Below are 21695 nucleotides of genomic sequence, written 5' to 3'. Positions count from 1 at the left end.
GGAGGACCCCCGCCATTAAAAAAACCATCAATATGGCGGGCAGGGCTTTCTCCAAGTTACCATCATTCAATGCCAGAATCCCCGTAACCACCACCATACTCACTGCGGTCATAGGGGCCGTGGGACCAGAAATCTGGGTATTGGTCCCACCAAAAAGTGCAGCAAAAAAACTGATGAAAATAGCACCATAGAGTCCGGCACTGGGTCCCATTCCAGAACTTACACCAAATGCCAGTGCCAAGGGAAGGGCCACTATCCCTGCGGTAACCCCGCCAAATATATCTCCTCTCAAATTGGAAAAAAATTTCCTCATAGTATTTTATATGTTTTTAGATCATCATGTTTAGGTTGATGGATTCGTTCTCCTGCTCCACATTTTCAATGGTCAGTTTCTGATTGCCCGATGGAAATTCCCATACGAGCGAATCGCCTTTGGCATATCCCATGACGGCGGACCCCATAGGGGTCAAAATTGAAATATGGTTGTTTTTCACATCACTTTTGCTGGGAACCACCAGCTTAAACCTTTTGTGCCATCCATTTTCGGAGAGTATGGTAACGGTTGTATTGAACCGAATGACATCATCCGGCATATCTGCCTCATCCAGAATCTTCGCTGCCTGTAATTCCCCCATCAGCTTCTGAACAGAACTCCTCAGTGTTGTGTCCTTATAATATCCCGAAACGTTCATCAACCTTTTCAAAAGGACATATTCTTTTTTTTCAATTACCAAACTCCCGTATTTCATTGTATTTCTTTTAAAACATTATGGGTACTTATATTTCTTCTCTCTATGGAAAAATACCTCTTTGCACATAGGTTTCTTCGAGTCGCTCAATGGCAATGACAAAAGCCGCTGTGCGCATATCCAGGTTTTTGGATGTTGCCTTATGGACCACCTTGGTGAAGGATTCCTTCATTTTTCTTTCCAACTTTTCCATCACCTCATCCAAATGCCATATTTCGCCATTTCTGTTTTGCAACCATTCAAAGTAACTTCCTATGACACCACCTGAATTGCAGAGTATGTCGGGGATGATGTCCACACCCCGTTTCAACAAAATTTCCTCGGCTTTTACATCCGTTGGGCCATTGGCACCCTCTGCGATCAGACTCGCTTTTATATTCGGTGCATTTTCCACCGTAATCTGATTTCCCAAAGCGGCAGGAATGCAGATATCACAATCCAAATCAAAGAACTCGGTGTTATCTATTGGGCGAGCATCCGAAAAACCCAAAATACTTCCTTTATTGGCCTTTGAATAGTCCAAAAGTTTTTCCGTGGAGATTCCTGTGTCATTATGTATGCTACCGTAGGCATCCTGCACCGCAGTAAGTATGGCACCTTCTTTTTCCAGAAAGTAGGCCGCCCAATATCCCACATTACCAAAACCTTGAACGATAAACTTTTTATTCTTCAGATTTACATTTTTATGTTCGGCCCAAAACTTGATGGTCAAGAAAACCCCATAACCGGTTGCCCTATCCCTCCCTTCGGAGCCACCTGTACCAATAGGTTTTCCGGTAACCACATGCAAATTCTTTGAACGCTCATTGGGAGATTTGGTAGACATATAGGTATCCAAAATCCAGGCCATGGTCTGTGAATTCGTGTTCACATCAGGCGCCGGGATATCCAATTCCGGACCAATATTGTCCCCAAGGGCATAGGTAAATCTTCTGGTAATGCGCTGCAGTTCATCTTGGGAATATTTTGTTGGGTCCAGTTGAATACCTCCTTTGGCTCCACCATAGGGCAATCCAGCCAAGGAAGTCTTCCAGGTCATCCACATGGCCAAGGCCCTTGCTGCATCGATATCCACCGTATGGTGGTACCGTAATCCACCTTTGTATGGCCCAAGGGCATTATTGTGCTGTACGCGGTAGCCCGTAAATATTTCCACTTCTCCATTATCCATTCGAACCGGAAAGTGGACAATAAATTCATTGTTGGTCACTTCAAGTATCTTGCGGATATTCTTGTTCAATTCTATAATGTCCGCAGCGTTGTTGAACTGCCTCATGACATTATCCAACATCCCTTGTTTGGGTTGTTTTTTTCTCGATGTTATTGTCGTTGTCATTTGATGGATTTTAATTGTATTGAACACTTAACTATTACTCATTTCATTTGAGACCATAAGGGTGGTACCAGTGCCATTGTACCGATGGACGTATTCATTGCAGAGTTGGATATTGGACCTATCCCGGCTCAAAGAGCAATAGGTTGTATACCTACATGTAGAGCATAAGCTCCTAACCAATTCTTTCATGGGTTATATAAATTTTAGTGATGTAATGGTGGAATTTCAGCGGATGGTTTCTAAAACCTTGACCGGATAGAATACCAATATTAAAATGGATACGCCAATTATGGTCAAGAATGCTATCTCTAGGTTTGATAACATCTTATTGACCCTCAAGTTTTTTTCGGAAAGCTGGGTCAACACCCCACCCTGTTCCAGTTGAATCTTTTCAAGGCCATCCAAGGTTTTGTGTATTCGATCCAACTGATCCAATGCCTTGACTTTTTCAGCTTGCGAAACAGTTTTGGTCGAAATGGCCAATTCCAAGGGCTCCAATCCTGAGAATTGATGGTCCAATTGTTTCAGTAACCTGGCCTCATCACGGGTCAATTTGGTTTTGGAAAAATCGTTCAACAAAACTTTGATGTCCTTATTCTCCTCCAAATTTTCACCTTTTATAAAGGCTATTTCCTTTTCATGGGCCATATCCTGCAATTGATAGATATAGTCCTGCACCACTATCCGGTCATCATATATGGATTTAACCGTTTCCTGGATGGTGGAAAAATATTTCCTATCCAACAAATTGGAAGCCAAAACCAGCAAAAAAGCAGTTGCCAGAACAAAGCCCACTTGTATCCGTTGTCGTATTGAGAGTTTACCTACCATATTTCCATTTTAAGTTCCATTGTATGATTTGTCCATTCCCTTGGAATTTTAAGCACCGTCCTTCATCTGATTACCATTTGAGGATTTTTGGAAACTACTTATCCAAAATCCGTGGAAAATCAAGTTTCAAAACGCATGATATTCTGTTAGGCAAAGTCCATGCCTTAAAAACCGAAAAATGAGATACCCTCATAAAAACCTGAAAATCAATTTTTTATGATAAATAAAAAATATAGAACTTAGAGGAGACCGGGGAGAAACTCCCCGGTCGGGAGAATTTTAACCCATTTGGTAACGTCCATACGCTAAGCCAAATTCAAAATACATGTGGCTACCTAAAACGGGAGCTTTATTTTTTATCGGTGGTTTCCTTTCTTATTTTTTCAACATCAAGAGCGCTCACCGGGGGCGATTCATTGCCAAAAGCTTTACGCACATAGGTAAGGATGGAGGCAATGGCATGATCGTCCAAATGACTATTGGCAGGCATTAGGCCATCATATGATTTTCCATTTACCTCTATTCGGCCTGTGATACCGTTGAGGACCACATCGATCAGTTTGCTCTCATCGCCCATTACCCATTCTGAATCTCGAAGAGGTGGAAAACGATTGTTATCCCCTTTGCCATCACCTTGGTGACAGGCAGCACAATAGGTATTGTATAGTATCCTTCCACTATGAAGATCTCCTTCGGAAATAACATCTTTTACGGGATCCGGATCTTTAATGTAGGACTTGGTCTGTTTTATTTCCTCCATTGATGCCAGCTGCTCTCTTCCAAAACCAGATTTGTCGCCATGGTACATAATTCTCCAGATCTTTCCCTTGTTGGATTCACTTATATAAAGCGAACCATCAGGGCCTGTAGAAAGCCCCATGGGTCTATATATGGCATCGCTGGTATTGGCAACCACTTCCAAATTGGCAAAACCATCTGCAAAAACCTCCCACTCCCCGGTTGATTCCCCATTCTCATCAAAGGGAACAAAACAAACCACAAACCCGGCTTGGGGATAAGGGGCTCGATCCGTTGATCCATGGAAGGCAATAAATGCCCCATTTTTATAGCGATCAGGAAATTGGTCCCCATCGTAGAACAAAACATCCATGGGGGCCCAGTGTCCTGGAAAGCCTATTACGGGCTCATCAAATTGGGCGGCCCTACCAATGGTTTCCCCATCGCCACCATATCCCGGTTGTAAGACGTTTTTTTTCTGAATATGATCATAGTAGGCATAGGGCCATCCATAATTGGATCCTTCGGTTACTCTCATTAACTTTTCCGAAGGAAGCACAGCGGCCTGCCACTTGGAGTAAACATCTGGGAACATGGTATGGAAGTTGTCAATTCCATTGCCCACGGCATACAGACTTTTGTCTTTAGGGTTCCACTTCATGCCCACTACACTTCTGATTCCCGTGGCAAACTTTGTTCCGTCTTCTTGGGTGAGTCCTATTTTGTTGGCCTCGAATTGCCATATTCCAGCATGCTTTTCCAGTTCAGGGCAAGGCTCCAATCCTTTTCCATTGGGAATGCCTACCGGTCCGTAAAGTGCCATGTCCTGACAAGCATCGGAGGGGCTCCCGAACGGAACGTACATATGTCCTTCATCATCAAAAGCGACCGGCTTGGTGGTATGCCAATTTCTTCCCACGTTGGGATCCATATCCGTAAGTACCAACTCGGTCTCACTGGTTGGAACCAATTCTCCCTCTTTTATCTTGTTTCTGTAAATGAATTTTCTTGTACTGGTATATAAATATCCATCATGTATGGTAATCCCGGTGGCTCCCCTACCCTTTTCAATAAAATCCCCAAAGTGTACAATACTGTCCGCTTTGCCATCTTGGTCCAGATCTCGTAGGGCAATGGTTCCCTTCCCATCTTTGGAATTGCTCAATTGCGCATAAATATCGCCCGTTTCACTGACCGTAATATGTCTCGTACGTCCAATACTATCAACCACTACCAATGCTTCAAATCCCTTTGGAAGGAACAGTCCGCCATTATCCGGGTCTCCTTTTAGGACAACTTCATTGGTTTTTGGGGTGCACTGGAACAGCGCCAGCGAAAGAAATGTAAAGGCCGCCATCGGAGCCATTCCTCTCATCATTTTACTTTTCGAATTCATTTAGTTTTGATGTTATAGTGGTTATTTAGTCAATTCATTTTGCGGCCAAATCATATCATCCCAGTACTTGGTTTATGAAACCAGCAGCATGATAAATCTTGGCCAGATTTATATTTCGGTAAAACCGGTTTACGCTACCCAAAACTCTTTGCCCTTACCATATTGGAACAATCCACTTGACCACATATGCCTGTCCCAAAGTGATCAAGCAAATCAGTAGGAGCATTATCAAACTATGTTTTAGCGTATACCTAAAAAGTTGGGCTTCTTTACCTATCAATCCCACGGCAGCGGTTCCTACAGCGATGGATTGTGGTGATATCATCTTTCCGACCACACCTCCCGAAGTATTTGAAGCTACGGTCACCAGAGGGTCTACCCCGATTGTTTTTGCCGTTTCATATTGGAGCTTACCGAACAATGCGTTGGAAGAAGTATCGGAACCCGTCACAAAAACACCCAGCCAACCAAGGATCGGGGCAAAGAATGGGTATAAAACTCCAGTGTTCGCCAGAACCAAGGCAATCGTGATCACAATCCCCGAATCATTCACCACATAGGCAAACCCCAAAATGGCCGAAACGGTAATGATGGGCAACTTTAATTGCTTTAGGGTTTCCATAAAAAGTTTTAAGCCCTCCCTGAATTTCATCCCCGATATGGGTATGGACAATAGTGCGGTAATCAAAATAGCGGTTCCGGCTGCTGATAAATAGTTGAATTTGTACGAATGGGGTATCTTGTTTCCCTGACCATCCACAATTACATTGTGCAGTCCTGTTATATCAAACTTGAACGTACCGATCACATCCAGCTTTTCCTTGACGGGACCCAAACCCCAAATGATTATCAATACGGCCAGTATCACAAAAGGTGACCAGGCCCTGGCAATCTGTTTTTTGGAAAAGGTACCTTCCAGAGCGTGTGTTTCTGGGTCTTCATTGGCGAACCGCCATATATTCTTAGGCTTCCAAAATTTCAAAAAAACAATAAGACAGATAATGGAACCCAGTCCGGCAATAATATCCGGAAGTTCCGGGCCCAAAAAATTGGAGGAGAACCATTGTAAAAAAGCAAAGGATACCCCGCATACCAATATGGCAGGAAAAACCTCCTTTGATTTTTTAAACCCGCATACCAGCATCGTCAGATAAAATGGGAGCACCAAGGAGAGAATAGGCAACGTTCGACCTACCATTTGGGAGATGGCCATTTCAGGTATTCCCGAAACCTGTGAAGCCACTGTTATGGGAATACCAATAGCGCCGAATGCAACAGGAGCTGTATTGGCAATCAAACAAATTCCTGCCGCATAGAAAGCATTGAACCCAAGGCTTACCAACATGGCAGCCGTAATGGCCACTGGCGCGCCAAATCCTGCAGTTCCCTCCAAAAAAGAACCAAAGGCAAAGGCTATCAACAAGGCTTGTAATCTCCGGTCCGAAGTAATCGAGGCCATGGAGTGTTTTATAATTTCAAACTGGCCGCTTTTTACAATGATGTTGAACAGGTAAATCGTAGTTACCACGATCCAGCAAATGGGAAACAGGCCGTATAAGACACCATGTCCGAAGGACAACAATGCCAACTTTACCGGCATGCCATATATGAACACGGCAACTAAGATTGCCATTAAGGCGGCATATAAACTGGCCTTATGCCCTTTCATTTTTTTTACGGCCAAAGCCCAAAAGATGGTACCGATGGGTACGAGGGCAATCAACAAAGACCAAACAATATTGTCAAACGGGTCTACAACTTGGTTCCAGTTCATGGGTCAAAACTTAAGGTTACCGATCATTTTCCAAGTTTTACATTCTTGGAACCCCACTGATCACCCTTGGAAGTGGTGAAGTAAGTCCGTTCAAATCATAAAACACCCTGCCACCTTTTATGGTCACTTGACATTCAAATTTTTTGGTGCCCGACATTTTTTCTCCTCGCTGATCATAAAACCCAAACTTACCGTCACGGATATTGAAGATGGCCACATCGCCTTCGGACCCTACGGAAAGATTCCCTAATTGAGGTCTTTTTATGGTTTCCGCAGGTTTCCAGGTCACGGCGGTGATGATATCTTCCAGACCCATGCCCAAAGCCATAAACTTGGACATAATACTCATAATGTCCTTCATTGCGGCATTCATGCTACCGCCATGGAGGTCGGTACTGATGACATCTGGAAAAAAGCCATCCTTGGTTCCTGGAATGGCATTGGCGTACATGAAACTTGCTCCTCCATACCCCACATCAAATATGAGACCTCTTTGGCGAGCCTCCCTTACAAAAGGTTTTACCTTGTTGGTCAGGGTATCAATAATGGGCCGGCCATAGGTATGTGTGAAAATATCTCCCGGTCGGAAACGGCGTAGAACCTCATCTTCCAATTTACCATCCAGCATCACGGGAATGTTTCCAGCCATGTTCCCAGCTTGGATAGCTCGATCTATGGGCACAAAATAATCTTCGCCATCCCCTCTAAAATGTGCCACTTTAAACCCTACGATCAAATCAGGATACGTTTTGGCCATCAGGGCACTTAGTTTTGCATCCATATCGTAGGTGTCTTGTTCCCACGCCCCACCTTTCATTCCTTCTCCCACAATATTGAGAAATGCCAGAACCCGGGTATGCGATCGATCAATGGTCTGTTCCTTGAATGTCTTAAAGGACTTCCATCCCGCACTTCCCGCATCGACCATGGTGGTAACCCCATTCCGAAAAGTAAATCCATCCGGGGATACCGCATAAAAACTGTTTCTGAGATAATGGCCATCCTCCACACCAAAGAATCCATGGGCATGCATATCCACAAGTCCCGGAACTACATACAAACCCTTGGCATCCACGGTTCTTTTGGCCCGTTTCCCATTTATTTTTTTGGAAACCAAGGCAATCTTGCCATCTTTTATGGCAACATCCATCGGTTCGTTGATATCATTTTTTGGGTCGATCACATGCCCCCCCAGTACGGCAATATCAAATTCTTGGGCTGTGATACCATGACTGGCATACATACAAAAAAGCAGAAGTACAATAATTTTTCCTCTCATTCTTCAATTAGGTTGTTTGATAGGTCACTTAAAATTCATTCCTGTTCAATATACTACATGTCCTTGATCTACAGCCTCTTTTTTTCCGATTCCGTTATCATTTAAGAGGTCTTTTTTTGAGGTTATGCCTCCCTGATAACATTTTTGATCGGCATTGTTGAAGCCATAACTAAACTTTGGCCCGGAGCGATGCAATTTCCGTGGAACGAGATACAAATGTGATTATATTTATCACGCACATAAAATGACAACAGTTTGGAAAACACAAAACCAGGGAGCAACCCCACCCGGAAAACCTCTATTATTTATAAACTTTGGGCCATCCTATTATCTGTAGGACCCGGAATTTTTTGCATTGGATATACCATAGGAACAGGAAGTGTTACGGCAATGATCAAAGCCGGTAGTATGTATGGTATGCAATTGCTTTGGGTGTTATGCCTTAGTGCGTTTTTCTCTTGGATACTCATGGATGCATACGGCCGTTTTGCCGTAGTGACCGGAAAAACTGCCATAAATGCCTTTAAAAATTACTTGAAATGGGGTAAACCCCTTGCCATAGTGACCATTGCAGGGGTGGTCATGGGACAGTGGAGTTCCCTTTCCGGGATATTGGGACTCACCAGTAACGCCCTTTATGAATTCATGCGCATGTTTTTTCCCAGCTTGAACGAGGAGAACTATTGGGCCGTACTGGGCATATCCATCTTGCTCATTATCATCATGTATATTTTTCTACTGGTAGGGAAATACTCATTCTTCGAAAAAATATTGGTCATTTTCGTGACCCTGATGGGCTTATCCTTTATCCTTTCTATGTTTATGGTCTTACCATCCACGGAGGATATCGTGAAGGGACTGATTCCCCGAATTCCCCCTGGTGGAAATTTAATGGTGGCCGCCTTTGTTGGAACCACCATGGCTGCCCCAACCTTTGTGGTACGTCCTATCTTATTGAAAGAAAAGGGATGGGGCATTTCCAATTTGAATGACCAGCGAAAGGATGCCATGGTCTCCGCGATTTTTCTTTTGACCATTTCCGCCACCATAATGATCGCTGCCACGGGGGCCTTGTTCTATGATGGAAAGGTGGTCACCAATGTACTGGACATGGTTCAGGCCTTGGAGCCCGTAGCTGGCAAAATGGCCGTGGCCGTATTCATGATGGGTGCCATGAGTGCAGGAATATCTTCCATATTTCCAATATTGATGGTATTGCCTTTGTTGATCAGCGATTACAAGAGTGGGAAAATGGAGACCAACACTCCTACTTTTAAGATTTTGGTAGCGGTGGCCTGTTTGGTCGGATTGATTGTCCCTATACTGGGAGCCAACCCTATAATTGCCCAAATAGCCACTCAAGTAGCCAACGTTTTTGTGCTTCCCTTGGTCATAGGTGGGATTATTGTATTGATCAACAGTAAAAAACTTATGGGAAGCCAAAGGGCCAGTTTGCTTATGAACATTGGTCTGGTCACCGCATTCTGTTTTTCATTGATCATATCCTATAAGGCGGTCATTGCGCTCAATGACTTCTTTTGACATTAATTCAGGAAAAGGCGGAATATATCATTGACAGGCTTCAATCTGCTCTATGAAACTTTTGGCTTTTTGAGTTATTTCATTTGGGTTTCCGGGGTCAACCATTTTGGTAAGCTCGCTGCCAATACCAAAACCATCGGCACCGGCCATCATCCATTCCTTGATGTTATCGGTGCTTATTCCACCCACCACAAAAAATTTCAGGGTATTCAATGGTCCTTTTATGGCCTTGAAATAATCCAACCCAAAAATCCCTGCCGGAAATAGTTTTATGATATCGGCCCCATGCTCATGGGCCATACAAACTTCTGAAGGCGTCAGTGCCCCCATGATTACAGGAACACCGTGGGAGTGAGCCAACGGAATCATGGACACTTCTACGTTTGGCGTCACCAAAAACTGGGCCCCGGCCTCTATGGCTTGCTGGGCCAAGGTCTTGTTGGTCACTGTTCCCGCTCCAACCAAAACATTGGGATACAACGTTCTAGCATTCTGGATTTCCTCTAAGAACCCCGGGGTATTGGAGGTGATTTCCAACGCTTTGACTCCACCTTCCACCAGTGCACGTACTATGGGTTGAACTTCTTGCTGATTTTTTTGCCTAATGATGGCCACCAATTTCTCCTTTTCAAGCAAGGAGGTGATTTCCTGTTTGTTCATCGCAGTACGTGTCCTTGTATGTTTCCGTTCATTATCGAGTTTATTTCTGCCTCACTACTGGTGTGCTGGTCTCCTTTAATGGTGTGTTTAAGGGCAAAGGCCGCTGTGGCAAAATCCAGGGATTTTTGGGCATCCCACTGATTTCCCAAACCATGCAAAAGTCCAGCAGCAAAAGAGTCACCTGTACCAAAACGATCGGTAATGGTAACTTCATAGTTGGGCCCAGACAGTATTTCTCCATTATCTGTGCGAAGCAATCCCGATAAACGGTTTTTACTTGCGGAAAAATGATCACGAACGGTAAAGGCAATATTCGAGACTCCCAGCAGTCCTACCGCCTCTTCTATGGCGTCCAAGGATTTTTCCATGGTGTCCTGTCCTTTGGGTTCATATCCAAATACGTCCTGCAACATGCCATAGTTGCCCAAAAGCAAATCGGTATTCTCCAGTATGGGCAAATATACTTTTCTGGCCTCTGAAGAAGAAGACCAAAGCGTCCTTCTATAATTGGGGTCAAAAGCAACTTTTACACCCAGTTTACGGGCCGTTTCCGCTGCTTTGATAGTTTCCAATGCACAATTCTTGGAAAGTGCAGGTGTAATCCCCGAAATAAAGAGCCATTCTTTGTCCGCAAGGATTCGGGACCAGTCAAACTCCTGATCGGAAATTGTGCTGATTGCCGAATCTTTCCTATCGTAAATAACCTTGGAAGGTCTAATGGAGCTTCCCACTTCTATAAAATAGATTCCTATTCTATTTCCCCCAAAGCGTATGTTGTCAACAGTAACACCATAAGACAAGAGAGAGCCGCTTGCAGCCCTTCCCAAATCATTATCGGGCAGCTTGGTCACAAACTGGACTGAATTTCCCAAAACACCCAATGAAGAGGCCACATTTGACTCGGAACCAGCAAAGTTCATCTCCATGTAGTTGGAAGAACCGATTTTACACCCTCTTTCCGAAGGGGTGAGCCGCAATAAAATTTCACCAAATGTTACAAAACCCATAGTCCTGGTTTAAGGGTTGGTTCAAATCCCAATAAAAATGTTCCCGTGAAAGAAGCTTTAGTTTTAGTATATCGCATAGAAGTTACATTGAATCCTTAAAATTATGAATCTATCCCGTAGATGCCAACAAATTCGATACATCTAACAATCCTGCCATTTTCGGTTATTATATGACCGAAAAATGGACCGCTCTACAAATACTTTCCATTACCATAAAAAATCCAAGTGCTATCGATTATCCCTGGAAAAATGGAATACAATAAAACTCCAAATCGTTAAATCCTTTTAGGGATATTTCCTTACTGATCGGTTTTATATAATTTTAGTGTTGATAAAATAAAATGGCCGTAGAACTGTTTTATTCTTGCAACAAGTATTTTTAATGGAGTTTGGCGTGCTTGCCGTTACTCTTGACATCATCCAATCAATCCAAAAGATTTATTTGGTCAACCCACTGAAGTAATACCAAATAGGAACAAGTAACCAACCACAGATGAATCCAACACTAGAACCATTCTTTAACCAGTCTTTGGATGGTCTTTGCATTGCCGATTATGAAGGGTACTTCGTAAAGGTAAACCCCTCGCTTAAATCTCTTTTGGGATATTCGGAAGAGGAATTGAAATCAAGGTTGATCTCCAGTTTCATCCACCCCAAGGATAGGGAAGTAACCGCCGGACATCGAGAAAAATTATTGAAAAACAAGCCGCTGACCAACTTTGAAAACAGATATATCACCAAATCTGGAGAGCATATTTGGCTGCATTGGACCTCAATACCCGTATCAAAAAAAGGGCTGATCTATGCCATAGCCAGGGATGTTACCCACACCAAGAGATTGGAACAGGAGCGCATCAACCATCTGGACCAACTATCCAGGGTAAATAAAACCCTCAGGCAACAAAATTATGCCACACCCCATGATCTACGATCCCCTCTCAATAACCTATTGTCCCTCCTCAACTTGATAGACCTTACCAAGATTGATGATAAGGACACTGTTGAAATATTGGACTTGATATCGCTTTCCGCGGAAGGTTTGAAGAACTCCCTGAATTCTTATTTGGATGCGTTGAAGCAAAGAGAAGCCCCAACAGAAAAACTGGAAGAAGTCCGCCTGGACCTAACACTGCAAAAAGTCAAAAGTTCCATTGGTTCATTGATACAAAAAGAAGGGGTGGTCTTCCATACCGATTTTTCGGAAATGGAACAAGTTGCGTTCAAGGAACGGTTCATGGAAAGTATTTTTCTTAATCTTATAACCAATTCCATAAAATATGCCCAACCCAATGTTCCGCCTTTCATCTCCATAATGGCCAGGGAAGATCATGGTAAAAAGACAATTACCTACACTGACAATGGCATAGGGATGGATTTGGAAAAGATGGGCAATTCAATTTTTGAGATTAGTGACAAGAACAATGGCAACCAAGATAGTAAGGGTGTGGGGCTCTATTTGGTGAAAAGCCACATCTCTGGTCTTGGGGGAAGTATCAAGGTTGAAAGCAAGGTTGACCAAGGCACTACTTTCACCCTAACTTTTAAATAAACCTATTTTCTTAATATACTACTAGTAGAGACAAAACCACCCAATACTTGTATTGGGTGGTTTTGATTTTTTATCGGTCCATGCAAAAATGGATGGATATATTTTTTGATGTATCCATCACCTATTTCAATCCAGCAGTTTAGGGAGTTAAGGTATAGGTAAAGGTAATATCAGTCTGCACCGTGTTACCATCTACCTCGGTAACGGTGTAGTTATCCGAAAAATAAAAATTGGTCTCATCTGCGCTAAAATTGATCACTATATTTTGAAGCAAACAGTTCCTTACCATACCCAAGGTCTGTGAGCTCAATTGCCAAGTTCCCTCGGTTGTAAGCACATTTTCACAACCTTCAAAACTTTGACTCTGCCCAATTTGATATGTCCGATCGGAATTAAAGGTGTAGAAAGTGCTCTTTTGACAATCCGAATACTGGGCATATATGTTATTGCTGGGATTGTCTTCGCCATCATCTGTTATATCGACTTCTTCTATTGAAACTATGGACGAGAGTATCCATGTCCCTGTCAATTTTTGCTCATTTTCGGTAAGAGCTCCCGTAAAATCTCCTAGGCAATCTCCCCCATCGTCAGAGTTACACGAAGTAATAAAAATTCCAGTAACCAGTACCGCAAGGCACATAAAAGCATTTTTTTTCATAAAGTAAGGTTATATCATTTATAGATTGATGACATAAATGTATTAAGGTTGCATTAAAATGTAATGGAATTTAATATTTACCTTTTGTTACACCCCTATTACTTTGACAAACCTTGGGCTACTTGCTGTTTGAAGCATCCCAAAAAATACCTTGAAAAACATGGCCAAACAGAGTTTATAAAAAAATGATATTTTTCCAAAAGCAAACCAATATCCCAAAATGGAAGTACAACTATCCGAAATCTTCATCTTCAAAAGTCATGGATTACGCTACAGTAAAGAATCCTTGATGGTATTGGACATCAATACGGAGTTTACCAAACGTTTGTCCGAATACTGGGGTTTAACCTATCTGGAAAGTAATGAAGCGGAAGGAAATCTGTGTTATGCCCAAAATCAAAATTTACGACCTGGCTATAGGATGGTGTTTTCAAAACTGGACATTCTAAATTATCTGGATCGTCAATTGAAACCTGGCATGTATCACATTGAATCGGACTCTGTTGTTTTTTCCAAAACCATGGACGGTTTGAATACCGATTAGCCGTTGGTTAAAAAAATGCCTTCTTAGCAAAGAACTAATTTGCCTCCGTAGTTAATCTTTAAGTCTTCGATTGATATAACTTCTAAAAGGCCTACTCTGCCTCTCACTCTTTAGCAATATGACCACTTTACAAAGGACTATCAAATTTCGTTAAGAATATATCAAAAAGAAGAACGTACCTCATTTGAAGTACGTTCTTCACTAACAAAAAAAACAATCTAACTCAAATAACCGATTACTTTATTCTATGTCCATCAAATTTGACCATATCTCCAATTGAGACTTTTGTTACCTAACCTTTCGGTGATAGATACAACAAATTATCATGGTCAATATGCATGGATAGTAAAAGAGGTTCTTGCTTTTCGATAATCACACCTCCCGTTTCTTCACTCCTGTTAAGATCTCTTGAGTTTAACAGAACTGCTGAAACGGGAATAGATGCAATATATCTTCTTATGGGACATCCCACCAAACAGTGCTGGTCAATGCGTTCCCAACGCCTTGTCTATCCACTGCCTCCTGAAAATTGGCAGCATTTATGGTACTTTCTGAATCCGGCAACACAAAACGAGTTGGGATTCTACCTCCGGTGAGATTTCCAGGGTAGTTTACCGGAACCAAAGCAGGATATCCAGTTCGTCTCCAATTGGCAAAGATTTCGTATTCGTCCAGGAATAGGGAAACCCACTTTTGAGTTCCAATTTGCTCCATTTGCTCTTCCAAGCTGCCACCTGACAGAAAAGGGTTAGCATCAAGATAGCTGACAATTCGTTCTTCCGCAATTACACCTGCCTCCCCAAAAAGCGACCATTGTTGCATTCCTGCCCTAACCGCATTCTCATAAAGCGTTGTTGCATCCCCGGTATGCCAACCTCGAATCACTGCCTCTGCCAAGAGTAAATTCATTTCGGCGTTGGTCATCACCAACAAAGGCGAATCGTAGGCCAAAATTGTTTGTGGATGAGGCTCGGAATAGGTAGGGAAATCAGCTGGTCTATTGTTGAACTCTGCATTTTGCATGCCTTTTTGGATAGCAGTTGTGGTATCGGCCACATACAATCCACTTCCATTATCTACCCAAACCACGGAAATGGCATTTAGCCTTGGATCTCCCGTATCCTTAAGATGGTCGATAAATGTTTTGGCATATTTACCACCCTCCACATTTTCCACACTCTGGGGGTCAATATAATCTCCGTTCATCAAACCTTCAGCAATGGGGTTTCTGCTGGCAACTTGGGAACCATCAACGTACCCTATTGCCGCCAAATCACCATTGTCCAAAATTACTCCCCCAGCTATGGCCTTTTTTACCCAAGTCTCGGACAGTCCTTCATCCACATTGGTCAACCGCATTCCTAAACGGAGCATTAAGGAGTAAGCGAATTTTTTCCACTGGGCAACGTCGCCACCATATATTAAATCCGATGTCCCATAGGAGGATTTTGAAGCGTCCAAGGCATTGGCTGCTTCCTCCAACTCTTTTAGCATATCATTATAGATAAATGATTGCGTATCATATTTAGGGGTATAAATCTTATCCGTAATCCCTTTACCTGCCTCGGTATATGGGACATCTCCGTACAAGTCCGTAATGTGGTGAAAAATATAGGCCCTCCAAATCCGTGCTATGGAGAGTTGGTTGGATAGTTCAGGGTCTTCGGAAACGGCACGTATCACTTCCTCAATGTCATTTACGGCATTGGCGTAAACTGTTGGGAAATAATTTTTGGAGTACCCATCATTAAAATATTTGTCCCCTGCGGCCGGTACCTCCTTGTAGGTAGCAAATTGCTGCATGGAACCTCCTATGGTCAAGGCTGCCGTTCCAAAATAACTTACGTTCACGGCATCCAATTGTGACTTTGTAAAAAGATACTCTGGAATAATTTCTCCATAGGCATCTGGGTTTTGATTCAGTTCTTCCAAATTATTGTCGCAAGATGTCAGTACGGAAACCATTACCAATGCCATCATCACATATCTATATGTCAATGAATAAACTTTCATAATACAATGAATTAAATTTTAAAATTTTATGTTTAGCCCCATACCTATATTACGTGTTCGAGGGACACCAAAAGCTTCCAATCCTTGCGCATTTCCATTAGTGTAGCTGGACTCAGGATCAAACAGGTCTGTGTTTTTGTAAAGAATGGCCAGGTTACGACCCACCAACGAAACGGATGCGGATTGAATCTTCAAGAAATCCAAAGCTTTTTGTGGAAGGGTATAGGTAAGGACTACTTCACGAAGTTTCACAAAACTACCGTCGTAGACAAAAATATCCGTATATCTTTTGTGGTTATCATAGTAGGTATCCAGTTCTTCCACGGGAACAACTCTCTCGTACGGATTACCCTGTGTATCGACTCCCGATAGAGGCAAGCCATTTTCCCTTCCAGGAAGGGTTGCCTTGGTGAGGCCAAATCTATGGGAATACTGTGCCAGGTTGGAAAACATTGAATTCCCGAATTTTCCATCCAACAATATGTTCAACGAAAAATCCTTATACCTGAATTCATTTGTCAATCCCATGATCAGAGGTGGAACTCCTTGTCCCAATTCCATGATCTCACTTCGTAGTTCGTACCCACTGTTCGGGTCAAAAATGGTTTGGCCACTGTCATTGGTCGCCATTCTATAGCCCCAAATGGTACCATAGGGTCTTCCAACCACATTCTGAATGGATCCTCCACCGATTCCGCTACCAATTTGAACGGTATTTAGGCCTTCGGTAAGTTTTTTAATTTCACTCTTATTGTAAGCCATGTTATAGCTTGCATCCCACTTAAAATTATCGGTTCGTATAAGGGATCCCGTCAATAGAAGTTCAACCCCCCTATTGCTTACCTTACCAACGTTCAGCAGTGCACGGCTATATCCCGAAGCTGTTGAAATATCCGTTTGTACAATATCGTCTGTTGTGGTTCTATCATAGAAGGTCAAATCGACTCCTAAACGGTAATCCAATAATTTTGCATTAAAGCCTACCTCATAGGTAGTGGACGTATAGGGTCTAAGGTCCGGGTTGGTCACCAAGCTCGAGGAAATCTCCTGAACAGGTCTACCATTGTGCCCTCCTTGTACAATTCCGTAGGTCTGGTTGATCAAATATGGGTCTGGTGCCCCACCACCTACCTGGGCCCAAGAAGATCTCAATTTTACATAGTTAAATGTCTTGGGAAGCTCAACCGCTTCAGACAACAGAAAGCTTCCTCCTATGGAAGGATAAAAAATGTTATTGTTCTCCGGACTTAATGTGGAGAACCAATCCTCTCTTCCCGTCAATGTCAAATACAGGAAGTCCTTATATCCCAAATCAACAGAACCAAACAAGGAATTCACCCCAGTTCTTCTATTATTTGGGGTAGTGGTCAAAGTACCCAAGTTGGTATAGCTATAGTATTCCGGTATGGTAAATTGTTGACCGTTGATTGCTGTGGAATTGTTTATGTTACGTTGCTGATTACCCCCGAACATTGCATTGACACTTAAATCCTGAAACAATTTAGTGTTGTAATCAATGGTCAACAGAAGGTTTGTTTCTGAAACGTCCGACCTTAATGATTCATAACTTCCACCTGGTCTAAATGCGGTATAGGATGGGGTGATTCCCTTATACTCAAAGTTGTAAAAATCTTCACTCACTGTACCCCGTACACTCAGATTATCCAATATATTGTAATGAATGTTCACCTGACCAATAAAGCGATTCTTTTTGTCATCGTTTTGGTACTTATTCACTACCCAATAAGGGTTATTGGCAATATTCACAGGGTTCCACAAAATCTCACTTCCATCAGGATTGTATCCGGGAGCCATATTTCTTACATCCACTGTATTGGACACCAAATGTGTGGCCCATGCCGAATTGTAATCGGCATATCCGGTACCGGGCCTGTTTCTGGCCTCCTCAATATTATATTGCGCTACCCCATCTATACTAAGTCTCTCTCCCAATTGGGCACTTAAACTTAGGTTTGCCGTTTTTCTATTGAAAGAAGAATTGGGAACAACACTATGGGCATCCATATTGGACACGGACAACCTAAAATTCATGGCTTCCGAACCACCCGTAAAGGCTACCGTATTAACAAAGGTGCTACCCACATCATAAAAATTCTTGATATTATCCTTAACCTTGACCGGGGAATAAGGACGCTCAACCCCATCAAACTGGATGACAGGTGTGCCGTCCATAGGCGCACCAAACGAAAGACGACCCCACTCTATGGCCTGGTCTTGGGTTGTAGGCTTCACCCCATTTGACCCAGCACCGTATTTATACTGATAGTCTGGAAACATGGATGGTGTCTCAAAAACAATGTTTCCATTGTATTCCACGCCTATTCCTTTTTGTGCGGTACCTTTTTTGGTAGTTATCAAAATAACGCCATTTGCCGCTCTTGACCCATATAGTGCGGCTGCAGCCCCACCTTTTAATACACTTATGGTTTCTATATCATCAGGGTTGATTCCGGCAATACCATCTCCTCGGTCAACATTAATCCCTTGCCCCCCGGTTGAAGAACCTCCTCCAGGAATACTATTGTCAATAGGCATACCATTTACCACGTACAAGGGTTGATTGTCGCCAGAGAGCGAGCCATTACCCCTGATGATGACCCTACTGGAACCTCCCGGCCCCGTTGCAAGCCCGGTTGCATTTACCCCGGCAATCTTACCTGTCAATGCATTGGCCACATTGGATTCACGGGCCTCTGAAAATTTATCTCCTCCTACTTCGGATACTGAATAGGCCAGGGCTTTTTCACTTCTTTTGACGCCCAAAGCAGTTACCACCACTTCGTCCAATCCCGCGGCACTCTCTTGCAAAACTATATTTATTGTCGATTGTCCACCTACAGACACTTCCTTGGTGGCAAATCCTATGTAAGAGACCACCAAAATGGCCTCATCATTGGCAATATCCATGGAAAAATTCCCATCGAAATCAACGGTGACCCCATTCAAAGTTCCTTTTTCTACAATATTGGCTCCCGGCAAAGGCAGTCCCCCGGTATCGGTAACCGTTCCGGAAATGCTTCTTTGCAAAATCTCCTCCTCAATGTCCTCGCTATTCTGAAGTAACAATGGAGCCTCAATCTTAAGCGGATTGACTTTAAGAATAATCTGTTTTTTTCGTACTACACTATAAATCGCTGTATCCTTGAACAACATCTTCAGTACTTCAGATACCGGAGTTTCAAATACATCGATGGATACCACTCTATCAGCATCGATTTTTTTGTTATTGTAAAAGAATTTAAAATCGGTTTGGGACTCGATAGTTTCGAAGACCTTTCTCATTTCCACATTTTCCAGTTCTAGGCTAACTTTAGTTTCTTGACTATATCCGTTGGCCTGGACGGAGAAGATTGAAACCACTAAAAGAAGTACCGTGAGTTTCATTGCTAAACTGAATTTTAGCGAATAAGGCTTACAGAAAGCCTTCTTAATATTAATTTTCATACTTTTATAAAGTTTTAAATTGACTATTATTAGTCTATTATCTCAAATCGGGAAATGTTGCCGCATTTTCCGATTTTTTTTATGTGATAAAGACTAAACTTTAAGTTCGGTTGGTTGGGTTGTTGGTCATTTCATAGGCATACTGTATTTAGTTTTTGGTTGAGTTAATTACAATGTTGTCCCCATCAATTTGAAAATCAAAAGGGGTTTCCTCGGTAAACGTCTTCAATACCTCTCTAATAGTCTCAATATCAAAGGTTGCCGTGAAAATCTGATTGTCCAGTTTTGGGTAGTTACTCTTTATACTGACATTGTAATGCCGTTCCAATTTCTTCACGATGTTTTTAAAGGGCATTTCCTTGATAACCAGCTTTCCTTCTACCCAACCTGTGTATATGTCGGTATCGACCTTTTCAAAGGCCAATTTTTTGTAAAACTTGTCCCACCCGGCTTTGTATCCTGGCTCCAATAGCGAAGCGGTTTTCTCATCGTAATCTTCTGTTGAATTGTATAGGCTTACAGAACCCTCTACCAAAACCGTATGTATGTTTCGATCCTCGGGATACGCAGAAATATTGAACTTGGTTCCCAATACCCGAACATCCATATCTTCGCTGGTGACGATAAAAGGGTGCTTCTTGTCTTTACGGACATCAAAAAATCCTTCCCCTGTTAAAAATACCTGACGATTTTGACCGTCAAGAAACTTAACGGGATATTTAAGGGACGACCCTGCATTGAGATATACTTTTGTGCTATCCGATAAAACAATGGTGAATCTTTTACCATAGGGCACTTTAAGGGTATTATATGCCAACTCTTCCGTTTCGCTGGAAACAGAATAATCAAGCTGACCTCCATTTTGCTTCCCTAAAATTCCTCCTTTTGAATTCACCAATGTCTGAAGGGCATCCGTGGAAATTACTTTAACCTCCCCGTTGTCCAATTGAAGTGTAATGGTATCCTCTTGCGGCAATTGTTCCGTAATAGGTTGGTTGTGGTTCCAAATGCCAATACCCAAACCTAAGGCAACAATAAGAATCGCTGCATATTTCAATAAAGGCGTAAACAAAACACGTTTCCTGACTTGCCGTTTCCTAGTCTCTAAAAGTTTCAATACTTGGTCCCATGCAACCTCCTCTTTCAACTCAAAAATCCGGAACAACTCTTCTTCCCCTTGCTCCTCCACTACTTGTTGGAGACGAATATATAAAGAGCGGTTTTCTTCCGATTGGTCTATCCAATGATCAAAAAAGGCTCGCTCCCTATCGGTCAAATCACCCTTTATTTTTTTGGCTATGATATCAGCTATATTCATGAAATCTTTTCCGAAATAATGCCCCTGTTTTAAGGACCTCTTTATCTAAAGACCCAAAAAAGCAAAAAAGGGTGATGCGAAAAATGAAAAATTCTTAAAAAAGAAGAATAGAGGCAGTAAAAGACATAAAATATATTAGAAGAAGATACACATCTGTTAGGTTATGTCTTAAAATTTTATACGCCTTCTTCATTTGGGTTTTTACGGTATTTTCAGAAATACCAAGGGAATCTGCAGCGGAATTATACTTATGGCCATCAACAACGCACATTTCAAAAACCACTTTGCATTTGGGAGGAAGTTTGTCCATTGCCTTGCGAAGTTTGGAATTTAATTCCTCGTTCTTTACACCATGCTCTTCCACAAGAACAATTTTACCACTTTCCAATGACTCTGTTTTTTTGACTCTAGCAATATGCTTGAGGCTACTGTTCTTGACAGATTTCCAAACATAGGATTTTACGTTAAGGATATGGAAACCTTTGTTTTTTAAAAGCAACTTCACAAACACATCCTGCACAATATCCTGTGCTTGATCCATGCACCCAACATAACTATAGGAAAGCAAGCAAAATTCTCTATAGTACTCTTTGAAAACGAGCTCTATGTCACTTTGCAGATTTCGTGTCATGGTTAAGTTGGGTTAGTTGTGAAGTGGACCAATAGTACACTTAAAAATCGCTTTCATATCCGATTTTGGAATATCTGGTCTCATATTCGACAATCAAATATTTAGGACGATTGACTCAATATTATTAAATTTTTTTGAGATTTTCAACAGCTTATTTGTAATTATCCTATTGATATGCTCCTTTCGTTACGTTATATCCAATTAC

Annotated in this window: 17 protein-coding genes; 3 read left to right on the top strand and 14 right to left on the bottom strand. The window is 42.2% G+C overall.

All coding sequences use genetic code 11. The features are described 5' to 3' along the window. The 7 genes from DN53_RS18100 to DN53_RS17605 all read right to left on the bottom strand — a co-directional run. Positions 1–313: SulP family inorganic anion transporter (locus DN53_RS18100; protein ID WP_242502240.1), on the bottom strand; the 313-nt coding region annotated here is incomplete at its 3' end. A 16-nt stretch (positions 314–329) separates the two neighbouring features. Continuing rightward, the gene (locus DN53_RS17630) at positions 330–749 is read right to left on the bottom strand and encodes a GreA/GreB family elongation factor (protein WP_129656234.1); all 420 of its coding nucleotides are present in this window, start codon (positions 747–749) and stop codon (positions 330–332) included. A 43-nt stretch (positions 750–792) separates the two neighbouring features. Then, positions 793–2085 carry a Glu/Leu/Phe/Val family dehydrogenase gene (locus tag DN53_RS17625; RefSeq protein WP_129656233.1) on the bottom strand — a complete coding sequence of 431 codons (1293 nt, stop codon included), beginning with the start codon at positions 2083–2085 and terminating at the stop codon, positions 793–795. Between the two features lie 225 nt (positions 2086–2310). Further along, positions 2311–2916, bottom strand: coding sequence for an MCP four helix bundle domain-containing protein (locus tag DN53_RS17620; protein ID WP_129656232.1), 606 nt, complete (start codon positions 2914–2916; stop codon positions 2311–2313). Between the two features lie 349 nt (positions 2917–3265). Beyond that, positions 3266–5050, bottom strand: a complete 1785-nt coding sequence (locus DN53_RS17615) for a PQQ-dependent sugar dehydrogenase (protein ID WP_207211145.1) — start codon at positions 5048–5050, stop codon at positions 3266–3268. 154 nt (positions 5051–5204) lie between these two features. Then, positions 5205–6824: an L-lactate permease gene (locus DN53_RS17610; protein WP_129656231.1), complete on the bottom strand. Its 1620-nt coding sequence runs from the start codon at positions 6822–6824 to the stop codon at positions 5205–5207. Positions 6825–6861: 37 nt separating this feature from the next. Then, complete coding sequence (locus DN53_RS17605) at positions 6862–8103, bottom strand: amidohydrolase/deacetylase family metallohydrolase (protein WP_129656230.1); 1242 nt, start codon at positions 8101–8103, stop codon at positions 6862–6864. Between the two features lie 255 nt (positions 8104–8358). Between DN53_RS17605 and DN53_RS17600 the strand changes: the two genes are divergently transcribed. Next, complete coding sequence (locus DN53_RS17600; protein WP_207211144.1) at positions 8359–9645, top strand: Nramp family divalent metal transporter; 1287 nt, start codon at positions 8359–8361, stop codon at positions 9643–9645. Between the two features lie 27 nt (positions 9646–9672). Here the strand turns inward: DN53_RS17600 and DN53_RS17595 are convergent, their stop codons facing one another. Further along, positions 9673–10305 (bottom strand): bifunctional 4-hydroxy-2-oxoglutarate aldolase/2-dehydro-3-deoxy-phosphogluconate aldolase, encoded by a 633-nt coding sequence (locus DN53_RS17595; RefSeq protein WP_129656229.1) that lies wholly within the window; start codon positions 10303–10305, stop codon positions 9673–9675. Further along, on the bottom strand, positions 10302–11312 hold the full coding sequence (locus tag DN53_RS17590; protein WP_129656228.1) for a sugar kinase: 1011 nt from the start codon (positions 11310–11312) through the stop codon (positions 10302–10304). Before DN53_RS17590 ends, DN53_RS17595 begins: the two co-directional genes overlap by 4 nt. Before the next feature lie 493 nt (positions 11313–11805). Between DN53_RS17590 and DN53_RS17585 the strand changes: the two genes are divergently transcribed. Next, positions 11806–12861 carry a PAS domain-containing sensor histidine kinase gene (locus DN53_RS17585; protein WP_129656227.1) on the top strand — a complete coding sequence of 352 codons (1056 nt, stop codon included), beginning with the start codon at positions 11806–11808 and terminating at the stop codon, positions 12859–12861. A gap of 139 nt (positions 12862–13000) precedes the next feature. On the opposite strand, the gene DN53_RS17580 is transcribed toward DN53_RS17585, so the two are convergent. Beyond that, positions 13001–13519, bottom strand: a complete 519-nt coding sequence (locus DN53_RS17580; RefSeq protein WP_129656226.1) for a DUF5004 domain-containing protein — start codon at positions 13517–13519, stop codon at positions 13001–13003. Positions 13520–13739: 220 nt separating this feature from the next. On the opposite strand from DN53_RS17580, the gene DN53_RS17575 reads away from it, so the two are divergent. Then, entirely contained in the window at positions 13740–14063 is a 324-nt protein-coding gene (locus DN53_RS17575) for a hypothetical protein (protein ID WP_129656225.1), read from the top strand. Between the two features lie 456 nt (positions 14064–14519). Here the strand turns inward: DN53_RS17575 and DN53_RS17570 are convergent, their stop codons facing one another. From DN53_RS17570 to DN53_RS17555, 4 genes are all read right to left on the bottom strand, one after another. Beyond that, positions 14520–16076: a SusD/RagB family nutrient-binding outer membrane lipoprotein gene (locus tag DN53_RS17570; RefSeq protein WP_129656224.1), complete on the bottom strand. Its 1557-nt coding sequence runs from the start codon at positions 16074–16076 to the stop codon at positions 14520–14522. An 18-nt stretch (positions 16077–16094) separates the two neighbouring features. After that, a complete protein-coding gene (locus tag DN53_RS17565; RefSeq protein WP_242502239.1) occupies positions 16095–19481 on the bottom strand; it encodes a SusC/RagA family TonB-linked outer membrane protein in 3387 nt (1128 codons plus the stop codon). Positions 19482–19689: 208 nt separating this feature from the next. Then, on the bottom strand, positions 19690–20859 hold the full coding sequence (locus DN53_RS17560; protein WP_129656222.1) for a FecR family protein: 1170 nt from the start codon (positions 20857–20859) through the stop codon (positions 19690–19692). A 94-nt stretch (positions 20860–20953) separates the two neighbouring features. Beyond that, positions 20954–21490, bottom strand: a complete 537-nt coding sequence (locus tag DN53_RS17555) for a sigma-70 family RNA polymerase sigma factor (RefSeq protein WP_129656221.1) — start codon at positions 21488–21490, stop codon at positions 20954–20956. Between the last annotated feature and the right edge of the window lie 205 nt (positions 21491–21695).

This window comes from Flagellimonas olearia, assembly GCF_004150225.1.
Lineage (GTDB): Bacteria > Bacteroidota > Bacteroidia > Flavobacteriales > Flavobacteriaceae > Flagellimonas > Flagellimonas olearia.
The sequence above is the reverse complement of the archived record's forward strand: the minus strand, read 5'-3'. Positions and strand labels throughout refer to the sequence as shown.